General features: G+C 53.6%; 18 protein-coding genes and 1 riboswitch. Of the genes, 5 read left to right on the plus strand and 13 right to left on the minus strand.

The window, feature by feature from the left end; all coding sequences use genetic code 11:
* The first annotated feature begins 15 nt into the window (after positions 1-15).
* Both ACNQ6O_RS14400 and ACNQ6O_RS14405 read left to right on the plus strand, forming a co-directional pair.
* Complete coding sequence (locus ACNQ6O_RS14400) at positions 16-714, plus strand: lipopolysaccharide kinase InaA family protein (RefSeq protein ID WP_418053902.1); 699 nt, start codon at positions 16-18, stop codon at positions 712-714.
* Complete coding sequence (locus ACNQ6O_RS14405; RefSeq protein WP_418053903.1) at positions 714-1490, plus strand: glycosyltransferase family 25 protein; 777 nt, start codon at positions 714-716, stop codon at positions 1488-1490. The genes ACNQ6O_RS14400 and ACNQ6O_RS14405 overlap by 1 nt, the downstream gene beginning before the upstream one ends.
* 10 nt (positions 1491-1500) lie before the next feature.
* Here ACNQ6O_RS14405 and ACNQ6O_RS14410 read toward each other — a convergent pair whose 3' ends face one another.
* Positions 1501-2715 (minus strand): O-antigen ligase family protein, encoded by a 1215-nt coding sequence (locus tag ACNQ6O_RS14410; RefSeq protein WP_418053904.1) that lies wholly within the window; start codon positions 2713-2715, stop codon positions 1501-1503.
* Positions 2716-2888: 173 nt separating this feature from the next.
* Here ACNQ6O_RS14410 and ACNQ6O_RS14415 point away from each other — a divergent pair, with 173 nt between their 5' ends.
* Positions 2889-3776 (plus strand): glycosyltransferase family 2 protein, encoded by an 888-nt coding sequence (locus ACNQ6O_RS14415; protein ID WP_418053905.1) that lies wholly within the window; start codon positions 2889-2891, stop codon positions 3774-3776.
* 76 nt (positions 3777-3852) lie between these two features.
* On the opposite strand, the gene ACNQ6O_RS14420 is transcribed toward ACNQ6O_RS14415, so the two are convergent.
* The 10 genes from ACNQ6O_RS14420 to lpxL form a co-directional block, all read right to left on the minus strand.
* The gene (locus ACNQ6O_RS14420; protein WP_418053906.1) at positions 3853-4665 is read right to left on the minus strand and encodes a hypothetical protein; all 813 of its coding nucleotides are present in this window, start codon (positions 4663-4665) and stop codon (positions 3853-3855) included.
* Between the two features lie 8 nt (positions 4666-4673).
* Positions 4674-5504 (minus strand): glycosyltransferase, encoded by an 831-nt coding sequence (locus ACNQ6O_RS14425; protein ID WP_418053907.1) that lies wholly within the window; start codon positions 5502-5504, stop codon positions 4674-4676.
* 29 nt (positions 5505-5533) lie between these two features.
* Positions 5534-6373, minus strand: coding sequence for a glycosyltransferase family 2 protein (locus ACNQ6O_RS14430; RefSeq protein WP_418053908.1), 840 nt, complete (start codon positions 6371-6373; stop codon positions 5534-5536).
* Between the two features lie 106 nt (positions 6374-6479).
* The gene (locus ACNQ6O_RS14435; RefSeq protein WP_418053909.1) at positions 6480-7388 is read right to left on the minus strand and encodes a lysophospholipid acyltransferase family protein; all 909 of its coding nucleotides are present in this window, start codon (positions 7386-7388) and stop codon (positions 6480-6482) included.
* A complete protein-coding gene (locus ACNQ6O_RS14440; RefSeq protein ID WP_418053910.1) occupies positions 7385-8806 on the minus strand; it encodes a mannose-1-phosphate guanylyltransferase/mannose-6-phosphate isomerase in 1422 nt (473 codons plus the stop codon). Before ACNQ6O_RS14440 ends, ACNQ6O_RS14435 begins: the two co-directional genes overlap by 4 nt.
* 84 nt (positions 8807-8890) lie before the next feature.
* Positions 8891-9562 (minus strand): YrbL family protein, encoded by a 672-nt coding sequence (locus tag ACNQ6O_RS14445; protein ID WP_418053911.1) that lies wholly within the window; start codon positions 9560-9562, stop codon positions 8891-8893.
* Between the two features lie 47 nt (positions 9563-9609).
* A complete protein-coding gene (locus tag ACNQ6O_RS14450) occupies positions 9610-10629 on the minus strand; it encodes a glycosyltransferase (protein WP_418053912.1) in 1020 nt (339 codons plus the stop codon).
* Positions 10626-11744 (minus strand): glycosyltransferase family 4 protein, encoded by a 1119-nt coding sequence (locus ACNQ6O_RS14455; protein WP_418053913.1) that lies wholly within the window; start codon positions 11742-11744, stop codon positions 10626-10628. Before ACNQ6O_RS14455 ends, ACNQ6O_RS14450 begins: the two co-directional genes overlap by 4 nt.
* Positions 11741-12703, minus strand: a complete 963-nt coding sequence (locus ACNQ6O_RS14460) for a mitochondrial fission ELM1 family protein (RefSeq protein WP_418053914.1) — start codon at positions 12701-12703, stop codon at positions 11741-11743. Before ACNQ6O_RS14460 ends, ACNQ6O_RS14455 begins: the two co-directional genes overlap by 4 nt.
* Before the next feature lie 3 nt (positions 12704-12706).
* Positions 12707-13666 (minus strand): LpxL/LpxP family Kdo(2)-lipid IV(A) lauroyl/palmitoleoyl acyltransferase, encoded by a 960-nt coding sequence (lpxL, locus tag ACNQ6O_RS14465; RefSeq protein WP_418053915.1) that lies wholly within the window; start codon positions 13664-13666, stop codon positions 12707-12709.
* A 102-nt stretch (positions 13667-13768) separates the two neighbouring features.
* Between lpxL and waaA the strand changes: the two genes are divergently transcribed.
* The gene (waaA, locus tag ACNQ6O_RS14470; RefSeq protein WP_418053916.1) at positions 13769-15022 is read left to right on the plus strand and encodes a lipid IV(A) 3-deoxy-D-manno-octulosonic acid transferase; all 1254 of its coding nucleotides are present in this window, start codon (positions 13769-13771) and stop codon (positions 15020-15022) included.
* A 48-nt stretch (positions 15023-15070) separates the two neighbouring features.
* Here waaA and ACNQ6O_RS14475 read toward each other — a convergent pair whose 3' ends face one another.
* Positions 15071-16432: a TolC family outer membrane protein gene (locus tag ACNQ6O_RS14475; RefSeq protein WP_418053917.1), complete on the minus strand. Its 1362-nt coding sequence runs from the start codon at positions 16430-16432 to the stop codon at positions 15071-15073.
* Between the two features lie 183 nt (positions 16433-16615).
* Positions 16616-16729, plus strand: a riboswitch (TPP riboswitch).
* Between the two features lie 80 nt (positions 16730-16809).
* Between ACNQ6O_RS14475 and thiC the strand changes: the two genes are divergently transcribed.
* Entirely contained in the window at positions 16810-18687 is a 1878-nt protein-coding gene (gene thiC / locus ACNQ6O_RS14480; protein ID WP_418053918.1) for a phosphomethylpyrimidine synthase ThiC, read from the plus strand.
* Here the strand turns inward: thiC and ACNQ6O_RS14485 are convergent.
* A partial coding sequence (locus ACNQ6O_RS14485; RefSeq protein WP_418053919.1) for a hypothetical protein occupies positions 18664-18903 on the minus strand: 240 nt, incomplete at its 5' end. The two genes, thiC and ACNQ6O_RS14485, sit on opposite strands and share 24 nt — an antisense overlap.

An 18903-nucleotide genomic window follows, 5' to 3' on the forward strand; every position in this document is an offset into this window, starting at 1 on the left:
GCGCAATTTTTACTGATGGCGACTATCGAGCTTAAAGAAGAGCTTCACTCCAATACTCGGCGAACCCGCATTACTTATCGCGCTTTGATTGATGGGCAGGAAGTCGCGATCAAATGCTATCGAAAGCCGTTGTTTGGATTGATTCATTGGTTGAGAGCACTCTGGCGCGGTAAAAAAATCCGGCGTGCAGGAGGGCCTGTGCCGGGTATTGTTTATGCAGGGTGGGTTCAGAAGCTTCAGTGTTTTGGTTTTGCCACAGAATTCCTCTCGGGATACAAATCAATGCGTGAGGTCCTTCGATCTGCCTCCGAGCAAAGCGAAAAAGCTCGAGTTTTGGAGCTTTTGGAGCTTTTAGGGCGCTCCGTAGCTGATCTCCACAAGTTAGGGATTGAGCAACTCGACTGCAATTTGACTAATTACCTCATAAATTCCGATGACGTTATCCGGATGGTTGACGAAGATGATGTGCGGCTGCACCCTCGAGGCCTGAGCGAATCGCTGGCACTTACGAATTTGGCTAATTTGGGGGCAAGGCTTCCGCCTGGAGATATGCCGCGGATTTTGCACGAAGCATACCTAGATGCCTGGGGAGAAAGCCCGGGAGAATTGAGGTCTGACACCGAAAGCTTTGAGCATCGAGTCTTTAAGAAAAAACAAATGTTACGCATCAAGCGTGCCGCCAGAGATGCGGCACCCGATCGAGAGTTTGATTGATGAAGAGCACACCGATATTTTTGGTCTCCATGAAAGACGACTCGGAACGCCGTGAGCGCTTAGAGAAAAGTTTTCCTGATTTCTATTCGACCATGACGCTGGTCGAGGCGGTGGACGGTCGCAAGTTGAGTGCCCAAGATTATTTTCGCTACGCGTCTAGCGCTATGGAAAACCATAAGCGTATTCTCGCGCCAGCAGAAGTGGGTTGCAGTCTAAGTCACATTAAGGCCCTGGAGTTATTTCTCGAAACAGGAGCGGAGCGTGCAGTCATCCTCGAAGATGATGTGATTGGCAATGACAGGTCGTTGGCGGCATCCATCGATGACCTCGGCGTGATTCCGGATAATGCATTGATTATATTTGGCGGCCAGGAAGGTTTGCCTTCTAGAAAATATATACTTGGCAAAGTGGCTGGTCGAGACCACTTGTATGCACTGCCTCGGTATTCAAACGCTCACATACTTCGGACATGCTGTTATGGAGTGACTCGTTCAAGCGCCGAACGTATTCTGGCTTCCCAGAACGAATCGTTGAAATTGGCTGATGCTTGGTGGGCATTTTTTCCCACCCAAACGGATGGGGTCATTCATTTTAGTAATCAACTGGCGCATCCAGAAGATAGAAGCGAAAGCTATATTGAGAGTAGTCGAGCAGGGTTGAGTGCGAAGGGTGAGAAAGGTTTTGCTAACTATCTTAAGAAGCGGCGCTTACGACTTAAGCGAAAGGTCGGTGCCGCCCTATGCAAGCTCGCTGGGTATAAGCGGGTGGTGACGTGAGTGTAGATTGCTAGCGTTGTGGGTCGGGTTTCAGGCTAAGAAGTGCTATTGACGACAACACGAAAAGGTTGATGGTCACGGGGTGGTTGAAAGGGACATCCGTTAGTGATGCTACCGAATACAGGATTGTCATTCCTCCAATGCTGCCAAGCACCAATGGGGTGTCGCGATAATATTTGGCTGCGAGAGCTGTGGGTAGGATCAGCAAGATCAATAAAACGAGTAATCCGGGAACTCCCCGCTTTACCAATGTATCCAGAAATTGGTTGTGATAATGGTGGGGGGCGTAGCTTGCGGCTGCTTGGTCAACCAAACCTTGCGCGGCTAATTCTTGGTATACGGATTTGTGACTTTCCCCAAGTCCGGTAAGGGGCTCCATCGTCGCCATTACGGTCGCAGCTTCCCAAAACTGGAGGCGTAACCCGATTGAGCTGGTTTTGTCTCCTGACGCGATGAGAGAAATCTCCGCTAGCGTGTGGTCAATTCGGTCTTCAAAAATGTGCAGACCCACTGCGGAAATGGCAAAAACTGCAGAGATGGTGGCAGCGATGGCTGATTTTCTGAGCTTTTTGCTTCTGCAAAGGTAATAGGAGGTAACCGTGCATATGATCAATGCTGCTGGAAGAACAACTCCTCGAGTCCCAGTCATCGCGGTAGCCGAAAAAAGAAGCAGAGTGACGATCCAAGCGGATAGTGCTATGGGTAGTTTTTGAGATGTTACTGCTAAAAATAGAGAGCTGACCAGCACGGTACCTAGGCCCGTCGCGTAGGGAATAGGATTGTAATAAAGATGCGCGCGAGTCACTCCTCCAATGAAGTATTGGTAGTAGCTCACGGTAATAAACCCTGCGCCTGCAATGAAAATCACTGACAGCCAAGCCCAGTAGTTGAGCTTGAAGGTTGTTGATAGCCAAGCAAAAATCGATAGCGCTGAAAGTGTTCTTAACTCAGAAATGCTGCCCCCGTTAAGTAAGTAGCCAGTGCCGCAAATTAGAGCAGATGTAGTTACGGCACTCGAAAAAATATGCTTGGCAAAGTTCGTAGCTCTTTGTCTAGTTCTCCATGCTTGTGACGCGATGTAGAAAACAAGAATGGCAAGAATAATGGCTGGGGTATATTTATCACCATCAGGTATCCACCACATAGCCGTCATGGCGTAGAAAAGTGGCGTAAAATTAATAACGTCGCGCCAGTCCGAGGCAGGGAGAGCGTGTGGGTTTTGCATGAGCGTTAATGGTTACTTGAAAGTGTGGCGGCATGGGAAAGACTTATCATTGTACCATGTATGAGGGCTGTGAAGAGGGTATGTTCATTATGGCAATGCCGTTAGCGGACTGAACCCCAAAACTTAATCGGATATACTTATGCTCTTGCACAACCGCTGCTGCCTGGAGAAACATGCCTAAGCTATCAATAATCATTCCTACCCATAACCGGCCTGATAGGCTAATAAAAGCTGTCGAATCGGCAACGAATCAGTCCTATGCGGATCTTGAAATAATTGTGGTGGATGATGGAAGTTGTCCGGCCGCTAATTGCGCGCAATTGGACTCCAGGGTTTCGTTGTTACGTCATGAGCATGCTCGTGGTGTGTCTGCAGCTCGAAATACGGGGCTAGCTCGAGCTGCCGGAGAGTACATTGCTTTTCTAGATGATGACGATGTGCTACTCCCTGGCTATGCGGAAGCTATGATCGAATTTCTTGATGCGCAGAAAGGTGAGATTGATTTTGCTTGGTCTTCGTTGAACGTACAGGATGAAGCGTCCGGGAAAAGTGCCGTAACCCGTCAGCGGCCGTGCATGATTCGTCGGCAGTCCGGTTCTTCAGAGCTAGACTACGAAGCCGTGGCTTATGTTGGGGCTAGCGGGATGTGTTTTAGGACCGAAATTCTACGTCAGTTCGAAGGGTTTGATGAGTCGCTTACGGTTTCTGAGGATCGCGAGTTAGCTTTTAGAATGTTGAGTGGCGGGAGCGGCTGTGGTGCAATAACAACGCCTCTCGTTGACTGTTTTGTACATGCGGGGCCTCGGCTGAGTACTAATGAGAACCTGCTTAAACAGGCCCAAAGTGATGCATTGGTTGCGGATCGGCATGCAGGCTTTATTGATCGTCATCCTAAGCTTGCATCACGTTACTTGAATTTGCTGGCAAGAAGGCAGAAAGATGCCGGGCTATTCGAGGATTATAGGCGAACGCTCGTGCGGATTTTGCGGATCAACCGACTGGACGTTAGGGCTTTGAAGCGGCTGTTCCTGTCAATGTTCCTTTCGGCTAAACAAACATGAAGCGGCCTCAATCCGATTGAGGCCGCTGGGCAGGTCACCAATAGCGAGGCCGAATCTTGCAATGCTACAGTTATAGCTAGAATGCTGCAAAACGCCGCTTCCTTTTCACATGGTTGTTCATGTAAAAGTCCATTTTCCCGATAAAGAGTTGCAAGTTCTTGCTGGGCAATACTTGGGAAAACCAGTCTGAAACAAACTTTTGATATTCTGCAGGGGTGAAATGGTTAGTTATACTTCCCTTGTAGAAAAAACCGCAGCAAAAGCCCAACGTATGTTCGATGGGAGCTTTACTGTTTAGCTTGGAAAATTCTAGATCGACCAGCCAGCATTTTTTCTGCTTATTAGAAATTAGGCAATTTCCTGCCCAAGGGTCTAAGTGAAGAAGGCCATCGTCGATGGCCTGACGGAATGTATCGAGAGCCAAGCGTAATGCTATTTCGGAACTTTCCTCGTCGCGAGCAATCTCTTCAACGCTTTTGGTTTCGCTCAGAAATTCCGTAATAGAGAATATTCTGTCCGGCAAGCCGAAACGAGTTTTTGACCACCCGTATGCATACAGTTTTGGTATGTAAGGTTTCCCCTGCATCTGCAGTGCGGTGTGAATTTCGGCGGTAGCCCATTCATATCGGCCATGGCGCTGAATTCCTAGTAGAGCCCTTACTCGCTGACTTGGGTACTTCAGCTCGTTTACTTTTAGTATGACGGGGGTGGAAGCACCGCTAATCCATGGGACGCTCGCTTTGGGCTGTTCTCCATGGAGCATGCTTGCGATTGCTTCTTTCCAGTTGCCAGACACTGCGTCTTCACTAGGCCAGCCAGTACGCTTAAAGGCTGTGATGCCGTGGCCAGCATCAACTTGCTGATACAGTGTGTCCCGTAAATATTGCATGTACTGATTTAAGCTCTATCCAATGACAATTCGAAGTGCTCCGCAAGCTTGCTCCATTGTTCTCGGTTACCGTCTTCCCTGACATTAGTCTTTTTCAGGGATACGGCCTGTGAGAATGGAATTGGTAGCGGCTTGCTCGTCTGGTATGAAGAGCGTCTGGACTTGGTACCGTTTACGGCACTCATGGCCTTGAACCACAAGTCGTCAGCTTTCGGTGAAAGCTGTTTGAACAGTTCGCGCGATAGCGTTGACTCCGGGAGTGATTTTGGGGGGTAGATAACGCCGGCATAACCTAGGGGGAGCGTGTTGGCATGCGATGCGCCAGGTTGTTCGTATGGCCATTTTTTATAAGGCCAAAGCTCCCCATCAGCCGCCGCCGTGATCAGTCGACACTGATTACCGATAATATCATTAGGAAACTCTTCGGCTGCTTTCAGGAGATTTTCCAACCAATCCCTAGGGTACATCAGGTCATCGTCACAGGTGACAATACGACGATCTGGAAATTCAGAGAGGCTATAAATCAGTTTGGTATGCGGGCCAACATCCTCGCAGAATCTAATGCTAAATATACCGCCAGTTAATTTAAGCAATTGCTCAGGGATTTCAGGCTCACAATCTTTTCCAAGCCAGAGAACAATTCCCTCAGGCGTTACCGTCTGAGAAAGAATGCTTCTCACCGCCAGGTGTGCATACTTAAGTCTCGAGGCGATCGATGTAAATGAGATGACAACGTCTTTGGCAACGTTCTCAGAAAGCCCACCCTTGATCTTTTTAGCAGGTAACGATTTCAACTGAAGTGTGCGCCACAAAGACGGTGGATATTCTTTAACTTTCATTCTCAGAACCTTTGATCAGAGGCTTATATTTATTTGTGGGCTGGTGGTCGGTCGTTTGCAATGCCGTTTTCCGCCCAGAAGGTTTTGTTGTCCTTCACGGCTTTTCGGATGGCTCTGTTTTTCGCCCAGATCTCGGGTTTGGAATAACCGCGAGCATGATCGAGGTGCAGGCAAACCGTGCTGTAGCGTATCTGCTGAGATTTGTGGCCGTAGTTCCAGAGGCGCTCGCCCAGTTCCCGGTCCAAGCCGCCGTACTGCATGTCTTCGTTGAATCCGTTAACGGCAATCAAATCCTGAGTCCAGGTGGAACTGTTCATGCCATTCCAGCTAGCAGCGGCAGGCGTGATGCAGTTCATAAAGTTGCGGAATCCCGTTGAAGGGGAAAGTTTCCACAATTTGTGATTCTTCGGCTGCCCGTGAGCGACCAGCCAGTCCGGTTTGAAAATGACACCGGAGCGGATGTCCTCATCTGCAATGGCTTCGGATACCGGCATGGTGAGCTTGATATAGCCACCGGACAAAAAGAGCCCGGGCTTAGCAAGATCGTGGTGGGTTTTCACGAAGTCCGGCTCGGGTATGCAGTCGCCATCAGTGAAGATCAGGTAGTCGCAACGTGTCTCTTGAATGGCTTTATTGAGAATTTGGCACTTCCGAAAACCGTCGTCCTCGTGCCATACGTGGTCGATCTCCAAGATGCCTCGTTCTTTAAAGCTATTGATCAGAGCGCGAGTTTCATCGGTAGAGCCATCGTCAGCAATGATGACCCGGAACTTGGTGAATGTCTGACATTCGTAGCCCGTCAGTACTTTGCTCAGCCAGAGGGGAGAGTTGTAGGTGGTAATAACCACACCGATTGACGTTGGGGCCATAAAATTCCAGTGTCCAAAAGTTAGCGTGTAAAAGAAAGTGGCTAGTATAACGCGGGTTCTGGCCAGATGCCTGTCTGCACTTGCTCAGGTATTCGACAATGGCGAATCAGCGGCAAACCCTGTCTGGGTAGTACGGGTTTGGGTTTCCAGGCGGCCGGTGCCGGAGCCTCTTATATTCCCATTGATACTGAGCCGGTGCCATCCGGACGACTTTCTCGACGGATTTGTTCAAGGCAGTTGCCGCGACAACTGGGTCAGCATCACCGTTTCCGGGAGCCGCTTCTTCCACGATAATGCGAAAACCGTTGCTTTGGGGTAGCCGTTCGGCGAAGGCTACCAGTACGTTAGCGCCCGTTTTCAGCATCAGCTTGTTGACCAGCGTCATCGTGCGCACCTCCATTCCGAAGAAAGGCGCGTAAGCGTTGGTTTTGCCACGTGGAGATTGATCGGGTAGGATGCCGGCAACGCCGCCTTCTTTGAGAATGCCCATCAGGCGAAGCAAGCCTCTGCGGTCTCCTCGTACTAATTCTGAACCAACGCGCCCCCGGACCCGGATCATATAATCCTCAAATTCTTTGATATGCGGGGGGCTATAGAGCGAGGCCATCTTGTAGCGGGATGAGAACAGCAGGCCGATCAACTCCCAATTGCCAATGTGTGGCGCGAGCAAGATTAAGCCTTTGCCCGAGGCGAGCGCTTCCTCTACCAGCTCCAGCCCTCTCGTTTCCTTGATCAGTCCCAGACATTTCTCAACAGACCACTCCCACATCAAAGGGATTTCTGCGGCGGTCATGCCGGTGTGCGCCATGGAGTCTTTTGATAGCTGACGTTGCTCGGCAGAAGTCAATTCCGGTAAGCAGATGCGAATATTGGTGTCGGTCACCTTTCGGGACCGCCCATTCATGGCCCAGCCAAGGAGGCCAAGCCACTTCCCGATAAATTGAGCGGCACGCAAAGGCAAAAAGCTAACGAGCCTCAAAAGGCCGGCGATCAGAAAATACTTCAGCTTACTCATGACCTGCCGTACCGATCCTCGTAGCGCACGATGTCGTCTTCGCCTAGATAGGAGCCTGATTGAACCTCGATCAACTCAAGGTCGATGACTCCCGGGTTTTCCAATGAGTGAACCTGGCCAACCGGAATAAAAGTAGACTGGTTTTCCGTCACCAAGTAAGTCTTCTCGCCATTGGTCACCTTGGCGGTGCCGCTCACCACAATCCAATGTTCCGCGCGGTGATGGTGCATCTGAACGGACAGTTTTGCGCCGGGTTTTACAGTAATGCGTTTGACTTGGTAACGCTCGCCGCTGTCGATGGAGTCGTAAACGCCCCAAGGCCGGTAAACTTCCCGGTGATTAATGTGTTCATTTCGGCCATCGCTCTTGAGCCGTTCGACGATCTTTTTAACGTCCTGAACCTTGTCTTTATGGGCAACGAGCAGGGCATCTTTGGTTTCGATAATCACCAGATCACTCACACCGACCGTGGCGATCAAGCGGTTTTCGGAACGCGCTAAAGTGCTTGTCGTGTCGTGGGCAATAACATCACCCATGAAGCTGTTGCCGTTCGCGTCTTTCTCGGACACGTCCCAGAGGGCAGACCAAGAGCCAATGTCACTCCAGCCAGCGTCAAGAGCTACCACAGCCGCGTTTTGGGTTTTCTCCATCACGGCGTAATCGATGGAGTCCTCAGGGCACTCAGCGAATATGGCTTCGTTAACACGCGTGAAGTGAAGGTCTTCGTTGGCATCCTCAACCGCAGCCTGACACACCGACAAAATCTCCGGGCGGTGCTTCTGAAGTTCGGCCAGATACTGGCGCGCGCCGAACATGAACATGCCGCTGTTCCAGAGGTAGTCGCCGGAAGCCAGATAGTCCTGTGCAGTGGTCAGATCCGGCTTTTCGACGAATCGGTCGACGCCATAGCTGCGGTCTTCGAGCTCTTTACCTTGTTTGATGTAGCCGTAGCCAGTTTCGGCATGGCTGGGGACAATGCCAAAGGTGACAAGTTTGCCTTGTCGGGCCAGAGGGATCGCTTTCTGGATGCCCTGTTGGAAAGCTGCGACGTCCTGTATCAGGTGGTCCGCAGCAAGTACCAGCATCAGTGGGTCGTCAGCACTGTCATCGGTCGCCTTCGCCAGTTGCAGGGCCGCAAGGGCAATGGCGGGTGCGGTATTGCGGCCGCAAGGCTCTAGGATAATCCGCGCATCTTTATAACCCGCTTGCCGCATTTGTTCGGCAGCCAGGAAGCGGTGGTCTTCGTTACAGATCAGAAGTGGGTCTGCAGACTCCATGCCGTCCAGTCGGGCCACAGTGAGTTGCAGCATCGACAAATGATCATCCGTCAGTTTTAGGAACTGCTTCGGGTTCAGTTGCCTGGACAGTGGCCAAAGGCGAGAGCCGGTGCCGCCGGCCATGATGACGGGATGGATCATGAGTGCACTCCGCGCGTTTTAATGATTGACAGTTCCGTTAACATTCAAAGTGGACGACATACTAACATGCTGACCTTGCGGCGTTTATCTTAAGCCTTGGAAATCTTCCCAAGATAAGCCCGAATCGCTTTGTTCCCAGGCCAGTCTTTTCCTGAATCGTGCGATTTTCCGTTTAATGTAGCGTGAACTCCAACCCGGTATGGCATCTAGTGCTTGTGGGATGGTCGGTGCGCCCAGCCCGTCAACCAGAAACAGGCGAGGGTGGTCAAATCGATCTGAAATCACTAGGTTGTGGGGGAGCAGGTTTCTGGTCAGTATTTTGGTTTGCTGCAGCCAAGAGAGAAACTCTTCGACGCCCTGATTCAGCTCGGGGGTAAGGCCTTGCTCTTTAATTAGGCGCTCAAGTGTTGGCGCAACGCTGCCGTCCGCGCAGCGTATCAGTTCGCTTTCATTGGCCTCGCCCAATGAGGTGGGAACGCTGCCATAGAACTTGGGCAGATGCGCCCAGACCAACGCCTCATCGCCTTGCTCAAAGAGCTGTAGGATGGCGCGCTGGTGGTGGGCTCGAATTTCTTGGTCGTTATCGTTGAGCCGATCTGCGCCAAGGAGTCGCTTCACGGGCGATTGCCGCTCAAATCGCGCGGTGATGTTTTCGGGGCGAATTACTTTCAAGCACCGAGTGGCGTCCAGCGGGTGTGTGTAGCACTTGCGGTTAGAGCCTTGTGCGAACGGTTGTTGGCTAGTTAAATCGAGCATAGAGTTAGGTAGCGAGGTCAAAGTGCGGGTTCCTTCAGTGTAACCCGTCATCGCTTGCAGCGCTCTAGAGCGAGTTTTTCTGAAGCTTTTCGATAAACCGCGATCGTGTTTGCGGCCATGGCAGACAACGACAGCTTTTCATTGGCGAAAGCTCTTGCCTCGGCTTGGTCGGCGGTTAATGATCCCAGGTTTTGTTGCAGTAACTTGGCAAACTCGGCTGGCTCGCCGCCGTGGAATATGTGGTTTTTGGGCAAGACTTCATTGGCAATCGGGACGTTGGTGGAAATAACCGGCTTGCCGAGCAGTAGCGCTTCCGCGCAGACATAGGAAAACCCCTCTCGTTCAGAGCTAATCACGACGCCATTGGCGGCGGCCATGAGTGCGGGGATGTCTGTTCGAAAGCCTAAAAGCTCAACCTTGCCAGCTTGACCTGTGGAGTCAATGAGCGCTCGAAGCCGTTGGTCCTCCGGACCGTCCCCCGCGATCAATAAAGTGCCGGGGCAGAACTGAAAGGCTTTGATCAGCAGGTCAAACCCCTTAACCGGTGCGAGTCGCCCAACCGCTAACCACATTGGGCGGGCGGCCTCTCGGGGGAGCTCCGCGGGGGCCTGATTGGCAACTGAGGCCCCATTGTAGACTACCGTAACCTCAGGTTGATTGATGTCGTTTGCGAGCGCTTTACTGACTGCGATCAGCTGATGGAAAACGCCAGTTTTGGGGTAGCGTGACTTGAAACCGTGAATGCTGGCGATGCGAGCGAGCTTCTTGATAAACGGCGCCAGCCTCTGCAGAACAAACGCTGCTTTGGTGCCTTGGGCGTGCACAACTTGGTAGTTTCCTTCCCGGATAATCCGCAAGATTGTGAGCAGCAACGGGATGGAGTTTCGCGACCGCTGCGCGTTCACAGGGATGCAGGAAACGCCTTCCATAGGTGCAACGTGCTGCGGAGCGGCTGCAATGGATACTTGGTGGCCCAGTTCAGCGAGCGCGGTGGCCAGCTCTCGGGTGTGCTTCTCAAGACCGCCAATTCCTGGGTTGTCCGAGAGCATCAGCATCAGAACCTTCATCCCGAACGTGCGCCTTTCTCAGTCAGGACCTTCTCGTAGATCTTTAGTGTCCCCTCCGTCTGCGCCCGCAACAAAAACCGCTCCGGCAGCTCAACCTCTTGCTTCGGCCTATCAAGCAACTCCAGTACGGTGTGAGCAAAAGCTTCCGTATCATCGGGTGTTACCAAACCGTCCCGGAAACAAGCCTGTAAGGTCTCCGCCGCACCGCCACGATTGTAGGCGACAACGGGCGTGCCCGAGGCCAAGGCTTCTGTAACGGTGCGGCCGAACGGTTCCGGCTTGGTCGACATGTGGCAAACCACATCCGCAAACAAATACAGGTTGGTCATGTCGTTGCGTTGACCAAGAAACGATACCTGGTTGGTCAGGTTTAGCCGGCTTCGTTCGGTTTCCAGTTCCTGTAAAAAACGTTCCTTCCCGGGCTCCGCCCCGCCCACGATGATGCCGTGGCAATCCGGACGCTGGCGGACGATGCTTTCCATGGCTTTCAGGAAATCCAGTTGACCTTTCCACCGGGAAATACGGCCCGGCATCATGATGATCTTTTTGTTCGTGAGCTGAGGGAATCGTGACAGTAGTATGTCACGCCACTGCTCATTGATCGCGCGCTGGCGGAAGGCGTCAATATCGACCCCGCGCTGAATCACGGTCAGCTTGTCCTCCGGTACTTGAAAGTTTTTCAGTACGTAGTCGTTCACGCAGTTGGATACTGCAATCACGTGATCCGCCTTGGCCATGATCGCGCTGTAGGGGTTCACCGAGTACATGCCATGAAAGGTCGAGACGATGGCGGGGCGCTCGCTTGCCGGCAGCGACTTCAGCGCTAGGTGAACGATCCAGGCTGGCATGCGGGAGCGAACGTGCACGATGTCGGGTTTAAGGCTCTGTAGTAGCTGTCGCATCGGCAGAATCTGGCCGAACGAGGCTGGGGTTTTGCGGTGGATCGGCATGTAAAGATGCGTGGAACCTTGGCCGCGCACTTGTTCAGCCATCGGGCCGCCGTTGGATACCACAAAAGATTCGTGGCCACGCTTGACCAGTTCAGCCGCGAACTCCACCGTGCCACGCTCTACACCGCCGCTGTACAGGGCAGGAAGTGCCTGAAGTATTCTCAATGCGGAGCCTCCTTGTTGGCGCGTCCGGGGATGGTGATAAATCGATGGGTCAGCCAGCGTGCGGCACGGTCCGCTTCCCAAAGTCGCGCATGTCGCTCAGCCTGCTCACTCATAACGCTGCTGTGCTCGTTCCAGCGGAAAACCCAGCTTTGCTCCACGAGTCGGGTGACGCCTTTGGCGACTCGGCTGCGACCTCTGGCGGGCAAATCCAGCAAGCCGGTTGGTACGCCGGAAGTCGCGGCTTCGCAAACCATCGAGACGCTGTCCGGTGTTACCCAGACAGCTCTTGACGCGGCCAATTGATGATTCAGCCAGTTGTCGTGGGTGTTTTCGTGGTGGACGACGGTCACTTTAGGGCCTTGCAGTTCATCTAGCTTGGCAGTGAGGGCTGCGGGAGTTCGGCGAGAATTACTGATAGTCCATCGCCACTCGGGGTAACGTGCGATCAAGTCTGTAATCTGGGAAAAAACGGCATCGTCCTCCCAGACAAAGTGACGGGATGGGCCGCCAGCCAAGACCAGAGCTTCCGGCTTTGGGGTCAATTGTGCCATCGGCGTGACCGCATTGATCACGCCTTCGGTGATGAGCGTTTTGCGCGAAGCTTTTGCGTTGTCGTGGGCGGGAATAATAGCCGCATCTACCCAAGCGAGCGGGAAGGCGGGTTTCATCAGAACCACGGTACGGGTTTTTCGAAGGCGGCGCAGCGCCAGTAATAGCCGGTGCGTACCCGAGCCTGCCGCAATAATCAGGGCGGGCGCAGGAGGGGGCGAATCCATGGCGGGGGCAACGCCCAAAAGAGCGCGCCAGAGCGGTACCGGAGAATCTGCAGCGTTGACCCAGTAAATGCTGGCGCCGGTGAGTACCCGCAAACGGTTGCCCAGCCCTTTTAGCTGATTTTTGTGTCCTGGCTTGTTATCGGTAATCAGCCAGATAGCCGGCGCCCGCGTTTCTGGATTCACGCGTTACCTCTTTTTCTTCCGTTTTTTGTAAAAGCCCGGGTCATCTTTTGACGGCCGGGTTTTAAACCGACGATGCATCCACAGATACTGGTCCGGGGCCTTTCGGATTTCTTGTTCAATAATGGCGTTGACGCGAGTCGCATCGTCCAGATCATCGCCGCTGGGGAAGTTTTCCAGCGCAGGGTGGAAGTAAATGTCGTAGCCGGGTTTGTCTTCACGGCGGAAATGGCTGAACGGAACAACCCGGCACTTGCTGCGGTCCGCAATTCGGGATGTGGCGGTGATAGTGCCGGTAGGAATGCCGAAGAAGGGGGCGAAGACAATGTCTTTGCGGCCATAATCCTGATCGGTGGCATACCAGACTGCATGGTTTTTCTTCAGGCTTCGGAACAGGCCCCGTAAGTCTTTGGACGACAAAACTGTACCGTACCGGCGGCCCCGTGCTCGGGTCATGACGGCGTTGGTCAAAGGATTGTTGTGATCCCGCTGCATTACGTCGGCATCAATGAACTCGGTGACCAGACTGCCGCCGAGGTCGAGAGTGCTGTAATGGCCGCCCAGAAGCAGAACGCCATGGCCATCTTCCATTGCCTTTTCAAAGTGCTCGAGGCCATGCACTTGGGTGATGCCAGTGAGCTTCTTGGGATCACGGAACCAGGCAATGCCCAGCTCCATCAAGCCGATGCCGTTGGCGATAAACGCTTTTCGGACAAGCTCCGCTTGTTCTGCTTCCGAGAGGTCCGGAAAGCACAGCCGAATGTTTACTTCGGTGACGTGCCGCCGGCTCTTGGCCAGTTTCCACGCCAGCAAGCCCGCGATCTTGCCCAGCCACCATTGAAAACGAATGGGCAGTTGAGCGAACAGCCACATAATCGATATGCCTAGCCAAGTTGGCCACCAGCGGGGATGGCGGTAAGCTGAGTAATCGGTGTTTCTGGGTTGTTTGCGGTACTTCTTGTTCAAAATCGTGAATCCCGAATCGACAAACGTTTAGCCCGAGGGCAAGATGCAGCCACTCGACAAATTTCGTCCTATGATAACGCACTGTTTTGCCGGGAGTCCTGCGTGTTTCATTTTATCTATTCCCAGCTGATCCGGCTGGTTCTGCCCTTTATCCTGCTTCGGCTGTGGTGGCAGGGCCGAAAAGCACCGGCTCTTCGCCAAGGCTGGCAGCATCGCCTAGGCATAGTTCCGGCAATGTCTGGGCCGGTTATCTGGGTGCACGCGGTATCCGTGGGTGAAACCATCGCAGCGGGCCCTTTGGTCCGGCGCCTGCTAGCAAAGGAGCTAGGCGCAACGATACTGATGACAGCTATGACCGATACCGGGTTAGCTCAGGCCCGTAAGATGTTTGGCGACAGAGTCGCCTATGCCTACGCCCCCTACGACACACCCGGTGCGATTCGACGTTTCCTGAACCGTGTGAATCCGGGCATTCTCGTTATTCTGGAAACCGAAATCTGGCCCAATATGATCCGCCAGTGTCGTCGGCGCAGGGTGCCGGTGTTCCTGATTAATGCCCGTTTGTCTGAACGCTCAGCTCAAGGCTATGAAAAGGTCAAAGGGCTGGCGGCACCCGTGATGAAAAGCATTAGTTGGGTGGCGGCTCAGGCGGAACCGGATGCTGAGCGGTTTCGGCGCATTGGGGTGGCAGCGGACCGCGTGGAAGTGACGGGCAGTGTAAAGTTTGATGTGGATATCCCTGATGATGTGCGAAAGGCATCCGAGGATCTTCGAAAAACGCTCGAGGGTAGGATGGTCTGGATTGCCGGAAGCACTCACAGTGGTGAAGACGAGCAGTTGCTGAGTGCCCACCAGAGCATTCTTGAACAGCACGATGATGCGCTGTTGGTTATTGTGCCCCGACACCCGGAGCGTTTCGATACCGTTGCAGCGATGGCCGAAAAAAAGGGCTTTCGGGTAGCCCGTCGCTCCCGGAACGAGAGCCCGAAAATGGCTCAGGTGTATCTCGGAGACACTATGGGCGAGCTGATGATGCTCTACGGCGCCAGTGATATAGCCTTCGTGGGTGGTTCGCTGATCGAGCGCGGAGGGCATAACCCGCTAGAACCTGCTGCTTGGGGAATGCCGGTGTTTTCCGGGCCCCATGTGTTCAACTTCGAGACAATCTATGAGAGTTTGGTGGCTGACCAAGGCGTTCAGATGGTTAAGGGCTGTAAAGATTTAGCAAAAGCAGTGAGTCGCCTGATGACCGATGCGGAAGAGTGCAAAGTCTACGGACAGCGCGCGCTGGCGGTGGTGAATAAAAATCGAGGTGCGTTGGATAAAGTGGTCGAAGGGATCATCGAAAGAGTCTAACGCCCGGGCCTGACGGCGGCCCGGGTATAGTTGCAAAACCGGCGGGAATTACTCGGAGGGGTCTTCCAGAGTTTTACCGTCGTTTGCCATCGCTTCAATGCCACGGGCACCTTCGCTGAGCCAGTTGTTCAGCTCGATCAGGTCCTGTGGGCTGAGCGTGCCGGCGGCCTGCTTTAACTGCAGAGAGTTGATCACGTAGTCATAACGGGCATTGGCGTAATCCCGCAGCGCTACGTAGAAAGCTCGCTCTGCATCCAACACTTCCACAATGTTCCGTGTACCGACATCGTAACCGGCGCGCGTTGCATCCAGAGCGCTGCGGCGGGAGATGATGGTCTGTTCAAGCGCAGAAGCGGTTTCCACGTTGTTGTTGACGGTCAGGAATAAACTGCGAGTATTGACCTGTACGTCCCGGCGAACGGTATTCAAATCCTGCTCGGCCACCGTGACCAATGAACGCTGCTGGCGCACGCCTGCTTGAGTGCCACCCCCCATGTACAACGGTACGTTGAGTTGGAGCCCGATAACGCCTTGGGTTCCTTCTTGCTGCGGGGTCTTCGCGTTTTCAAGCTCAGTTTCACCGTAGGAAGCCACCAGATCGAGCGTCGGCATATGGCCGGATTTGGCCACTTTCAGGTTGGCTTCGCTGGCGTTCAGTTGGTACATGGCCGCCTGGATAGACCAGTTCTGCTCCAAAGCCGTGGCTTCCCAAGAGGACGGGTCCATCGGGTTCGGGCGGCCTAGCGGGAAGTTTTCACGCAGGTTTTCCAGATCGGCGGCATATTCGCCGGTCAGGCGGGCAAGTTGCTCTCGGGCCACGTTCAGCTGGTTTTCAGCGGCGATGCGCAGGCTCTTGCTGTCATCGTAGCTGGCACGAGCTTCATACACTTCGGTGATTGCAATCAGGCCGACATCATAGCGTTCCTGAGCCTGTTCAAATTGGCGCTGGATGGCTGCTTCGGTGGCTTGAGCGGTGGTAACGGTATCTTGAGCGCGCAACACGTTGAAGTAAGCCGTTGCAACGTCAAGAATCAATTGCTGCTGAGCCAGGTTGTATTGAGCTTGAGCGGCTTCGGTCTGGAACTGGCTGGCATCGTAACGGAACCAGTTGTCCGCCCGGAAAATAGGCTGAGTCAGTTGAACGCCGTAGTTCAGGGACTTGTAGCTGTCTCCAGGGCCGTTATCTGCATCGAAGTCGATGTGATTGGCTTCGGCATAAGCGCCGATCTGAGGCAGCAATGTACTTTTGCTTACGTCACTGGCGGCTTGCTGGGATTGAAATCTCGCCATGGCCGAAGCAATGCCGGAGTCGTAAGACAGCGCCTTTTCGTAAGTCTCCATCAAATCCAGAGAGAATGCAGGCTGAGCTGCAAGCAGGGTGATCAGTCCTGGAAGTAAGCGTTTTTTCATTGTATCTCCTGACAAACTGTCTCCGGGCATCCGTGATCTGGATACAAGGATCGGAAGGCCACATTGCCGAGTGCTAACGCGACAGTATGGTCCAAAAGTATCGGTGGCTCATTATGGACAATAATGAGTCCCGTCTCTACACTTGAAAAGCTCACACATTGTGTAAGCAACGAATTCGATATTCGCGTCTTGACGGGGTGCTGAATCGCCAGAAACCGGTGATAGGCTGAGATTGCAACGCAGAACCCGCGACCTGATCCGGATAATACCGGCGTAGGGATTAAGACCGCACGAACAGTGCCATGTAGCCAGTAATGGCGTTTTGGCAGTGCTCCGTCATACGCGACCTGACACCTCAGATATTACTGGGAGCAGACATGACGGACATACCAGCATACCTCAGCGACTCCGCAAAAGTGGATTCGGCAGCAATCAAACCATTACCAAGCTCACGAAAAATCTATGTGCAGGGTAGCCGAGCCGACATTCGGGTGCCAATGCGGGAAATTACGGTGGGCGACACCCCGACCGAAATGGGCGGCGAAAAGAATCCGCCGGTACTGGTGTATGACACGTCTGGCCCCTACACCGATCCGGACGCTAACATCGATTTGCGTAAAGGCTTGGCGCCGGTTCGTGCCAATTGGATTGCTGAACGCGGCGACGTTGAACAACTGGATGGCTACACCTCCGAGTTCACCCGCCGGCGCATGAAAGACCCACTGCTAGACCCGCTTCGATTCATGGATGAGCGAAAGCCCTTCAAAGCAAAACCCGGCAAGAACGTCACTCAAATGCATTATGCCCGCCAAGGCATCATCACCCCGGAAATGGAATACATCGCCATTCGGGAAAACATGAAGCTCCAAGAGGCCCGTGAGCAGGGGCTGGTCGATGATCAGCATCCGGGCCAGTCGTTCGGCGCCAGCCTGCCGGCTGAAATTACTCCGGAATTCGTTCGTGAAGAAGTGGCTCGCGGGCGGGCGATCATCCCTGCCAACATCAATCACCCTGAAACCGAACCGATGATCATCGGCCGAAACTTTTTGGTGAAGATTAACGGCAATATCGGTAACTCCGCGGTCACGTCTTCCATTGAAGAAGAAGTCGAGAAGCTCACCTGGGGTATTCGCTGGGGCTCCGACACCGTGATGGACTTGTCCACCGGCAAAAACATCCACGAAACCCGTGAGTGGATCATCCGAAACTCCCCGGTCCCCATCGGCACCGTGCCGATCTACCAAGCGCTGGAAAAAGTGGGCGGTGTCGCCGAAGACCTGACCTGGGAAATCTTCCGGGACACCCTGATTGAACAGGCCGAGCAAGGCGTGGATTACTTCACCATTCACGCGGGTGTGCGCCTGCATCACGTGCCGCTGACGGCCAAACGCACCACCGGCATCGTCTCCCGCGGTGGTTCCATCATGGCCAAATGGTGCCTGGCGCATCACAAAGAAAGTTTCCTGTACGAACACTTCGAAGACATCTGCGAAATTATGAAGGCCTACGACGTGTCCTTCAGCCTCGGCGACGGCTTGCGCCCCGGCTCCATCGCCGATGCGAACGACGAAGCGCAGTTCGGGGAATTGGAAACCTTGGGTGAACTCACCAAAATTGCCTGGAAGCACGATGTGCAATGCATGATCGAAGGCCCCGGCCACGTGCCCATGCATTTGATTAAAGAAAACATGGACAAGCAGCTGGAATGCTGTGACGAAGCGCCGTTCTATACCCTCGGCCCACTGACCACGGACATCGCGCCCGGTTACGACCACATCACGTCAGGTATCGGTGCGGCGATGATCGGCTGGTTTGGTTGTGCCATGCTTTGCTACGTCACGCCGAAAGAGCACTTGGGCTTGCCCAACAAGGATGACGTCAAAACCGGCATCATCACCTACAAAATCGCCGCCCACGCGGCTGATTTGGCGAAAGGCCATCCGGGTGCTCAGATTCGTGATAATGCGCTCTCCAAGGCACGGTTTGAGTTCCGCTGGGAAGACCAGTTCAACTTGGCGCTGGACCCTGACACTGCTCGGGAGTTCCACGATGAAACTCTACCGAAAGACTCGGCCAAAGTGGCCCACTTCTGCTCCATGTGCGGGCCCAAGTTCTGTTCCATGAAAATCTCACAGGAAGTACGAGATTACGCAGCGGAGCAGGGCATGGATGAGGTGTCTGCCATCGACGCCGGCATGCAGGAGAAATCCCGCGAGTTTGTGGAGTCTGGCTCAAAGCTTTACGACAAAGTCTGACCGTAGAGATGGATCTCCTCTAGCCTTCGGGCCTTGGTCATGGCGCATGGCGGGGGCGGCCGTACAGAAAACGCTCAAGCCATCCTTGGGCGCTTCTGCTCCGCCATCCATGGCTCCGCAAATTTCGGGAAAGCTCTCCTCCCAAAGACTCCCCCAAGTATTGGGGTTGCCTGAAAGTACCTTAAACTGAAATAGCTGAGAAGGGGACTTATGAAT

Origin of the sequence: Marinobacter sp. SBS5 (assembly GCF_048285575.1) — a bacterium.
Lineage (GTDB): Bacteria > Pseudomonadota > Gammaproteobacteria > Pseudomonadales > Oleiphilaceae > Marinobacter.

Excerpts from the sequence above, each read along its gene's own strand:
- ACNQ6O_RS14400 (WP_418053902.1), top strand. The coding sequence starts at position 16 with ATGGCGACTATCGAGCTTAAAGAAGAGCTTCACTCCAATACTCGGCGA.
- ACNQ6O_RS14405 (WP_418053903.1), top strand. The coding sequence starts at position 714 with ATGAAGAGCACACCGATATTTTTGGTCTCCATGAAAGACGACTCGGAA.
- ACNQ6O_RS14410 (WP_418053904.1), bottom strand. The coding sequence starts at position 2,715 with ATGCAAAACCCACACGCTCTCCCTGCCTCGGACTGGCGCGACGTTATT.
- ACNQ6O_RS14415 (WP_418053905.1), top strand. The coding sequence starts at position 2,889 with ATGCCTAAGCTATCAATAATCATTCCTACCCATAACCGGCCTGATAGG.
- ACNQ6O_RS14420 (WP_418053906.1), bottom strand. The coding sequence starts at position 4,665 with ATGCAATATTTACGGGACACACTGTATCAGCAAGTTGATGCTGGCCAC.
- ACNQ6O_RS14425 (WP_418053907.1), bottom strand. The coding sequence starts at position 5,504 with ATGAAAGTTAAAGAATATCCACCGTCTTTGTGGCGCACACTTCAGTTG.
- ACNQ6O_RS14430 (WP_418053908.1), bottom strand. The coding sequence starts at position 6,373 with ATGGCCCCAACGTCAATCGGTGTGGTTATTACCACCTACAACTCTCCC.
- ACNQ6O_RS14435 (WP_418053909.1), bottom strand. The coding sequence starts at position 7,388 with ATGAGTAAGCTGAAGTATTTTCTGATCGCCGGCCTTTTGAGGCTCGTT.
- ACNQ6O_RS14440 (WP_418053910.1), bottom strand. The coding sequence starts at position 8,806 with ATGATCCATCCCGTCATCATGGCCGGCGGCACCGGCTCTCGCCTTTGG.
- ACNQ6O_RS14445 (WP_418053911.1), bottom strand. The coding sequence starts at position 9,562 with ATGCTCGATTTAACTAGCCAACAACCGTTCGCACAAGGCTCTAACCGC.
- ACNQ6O_RS14450 (WP_418053912.1), bottom strand. The coding sequence starts at position 10,629 with ATGAAGGTTCTGATGCTGATGCTCTCGGACAACCCAGGAATTGGCGGT.
- ACNQ6O_RS14475 (WP_418053917.1), bottom strand. The coding sequence starts at position 16,432 with ATGAAAAAACGCTTACTTCCAGGACTGATCACCCTGCTTGCAGCTCAG.
- thiC (WP_418053918.1), top strand. The coding sequence starts at position 16,810 with ATGACGGACATACCAGCATACCTCAGCGACTCCGCAAAAGTGGATTCG.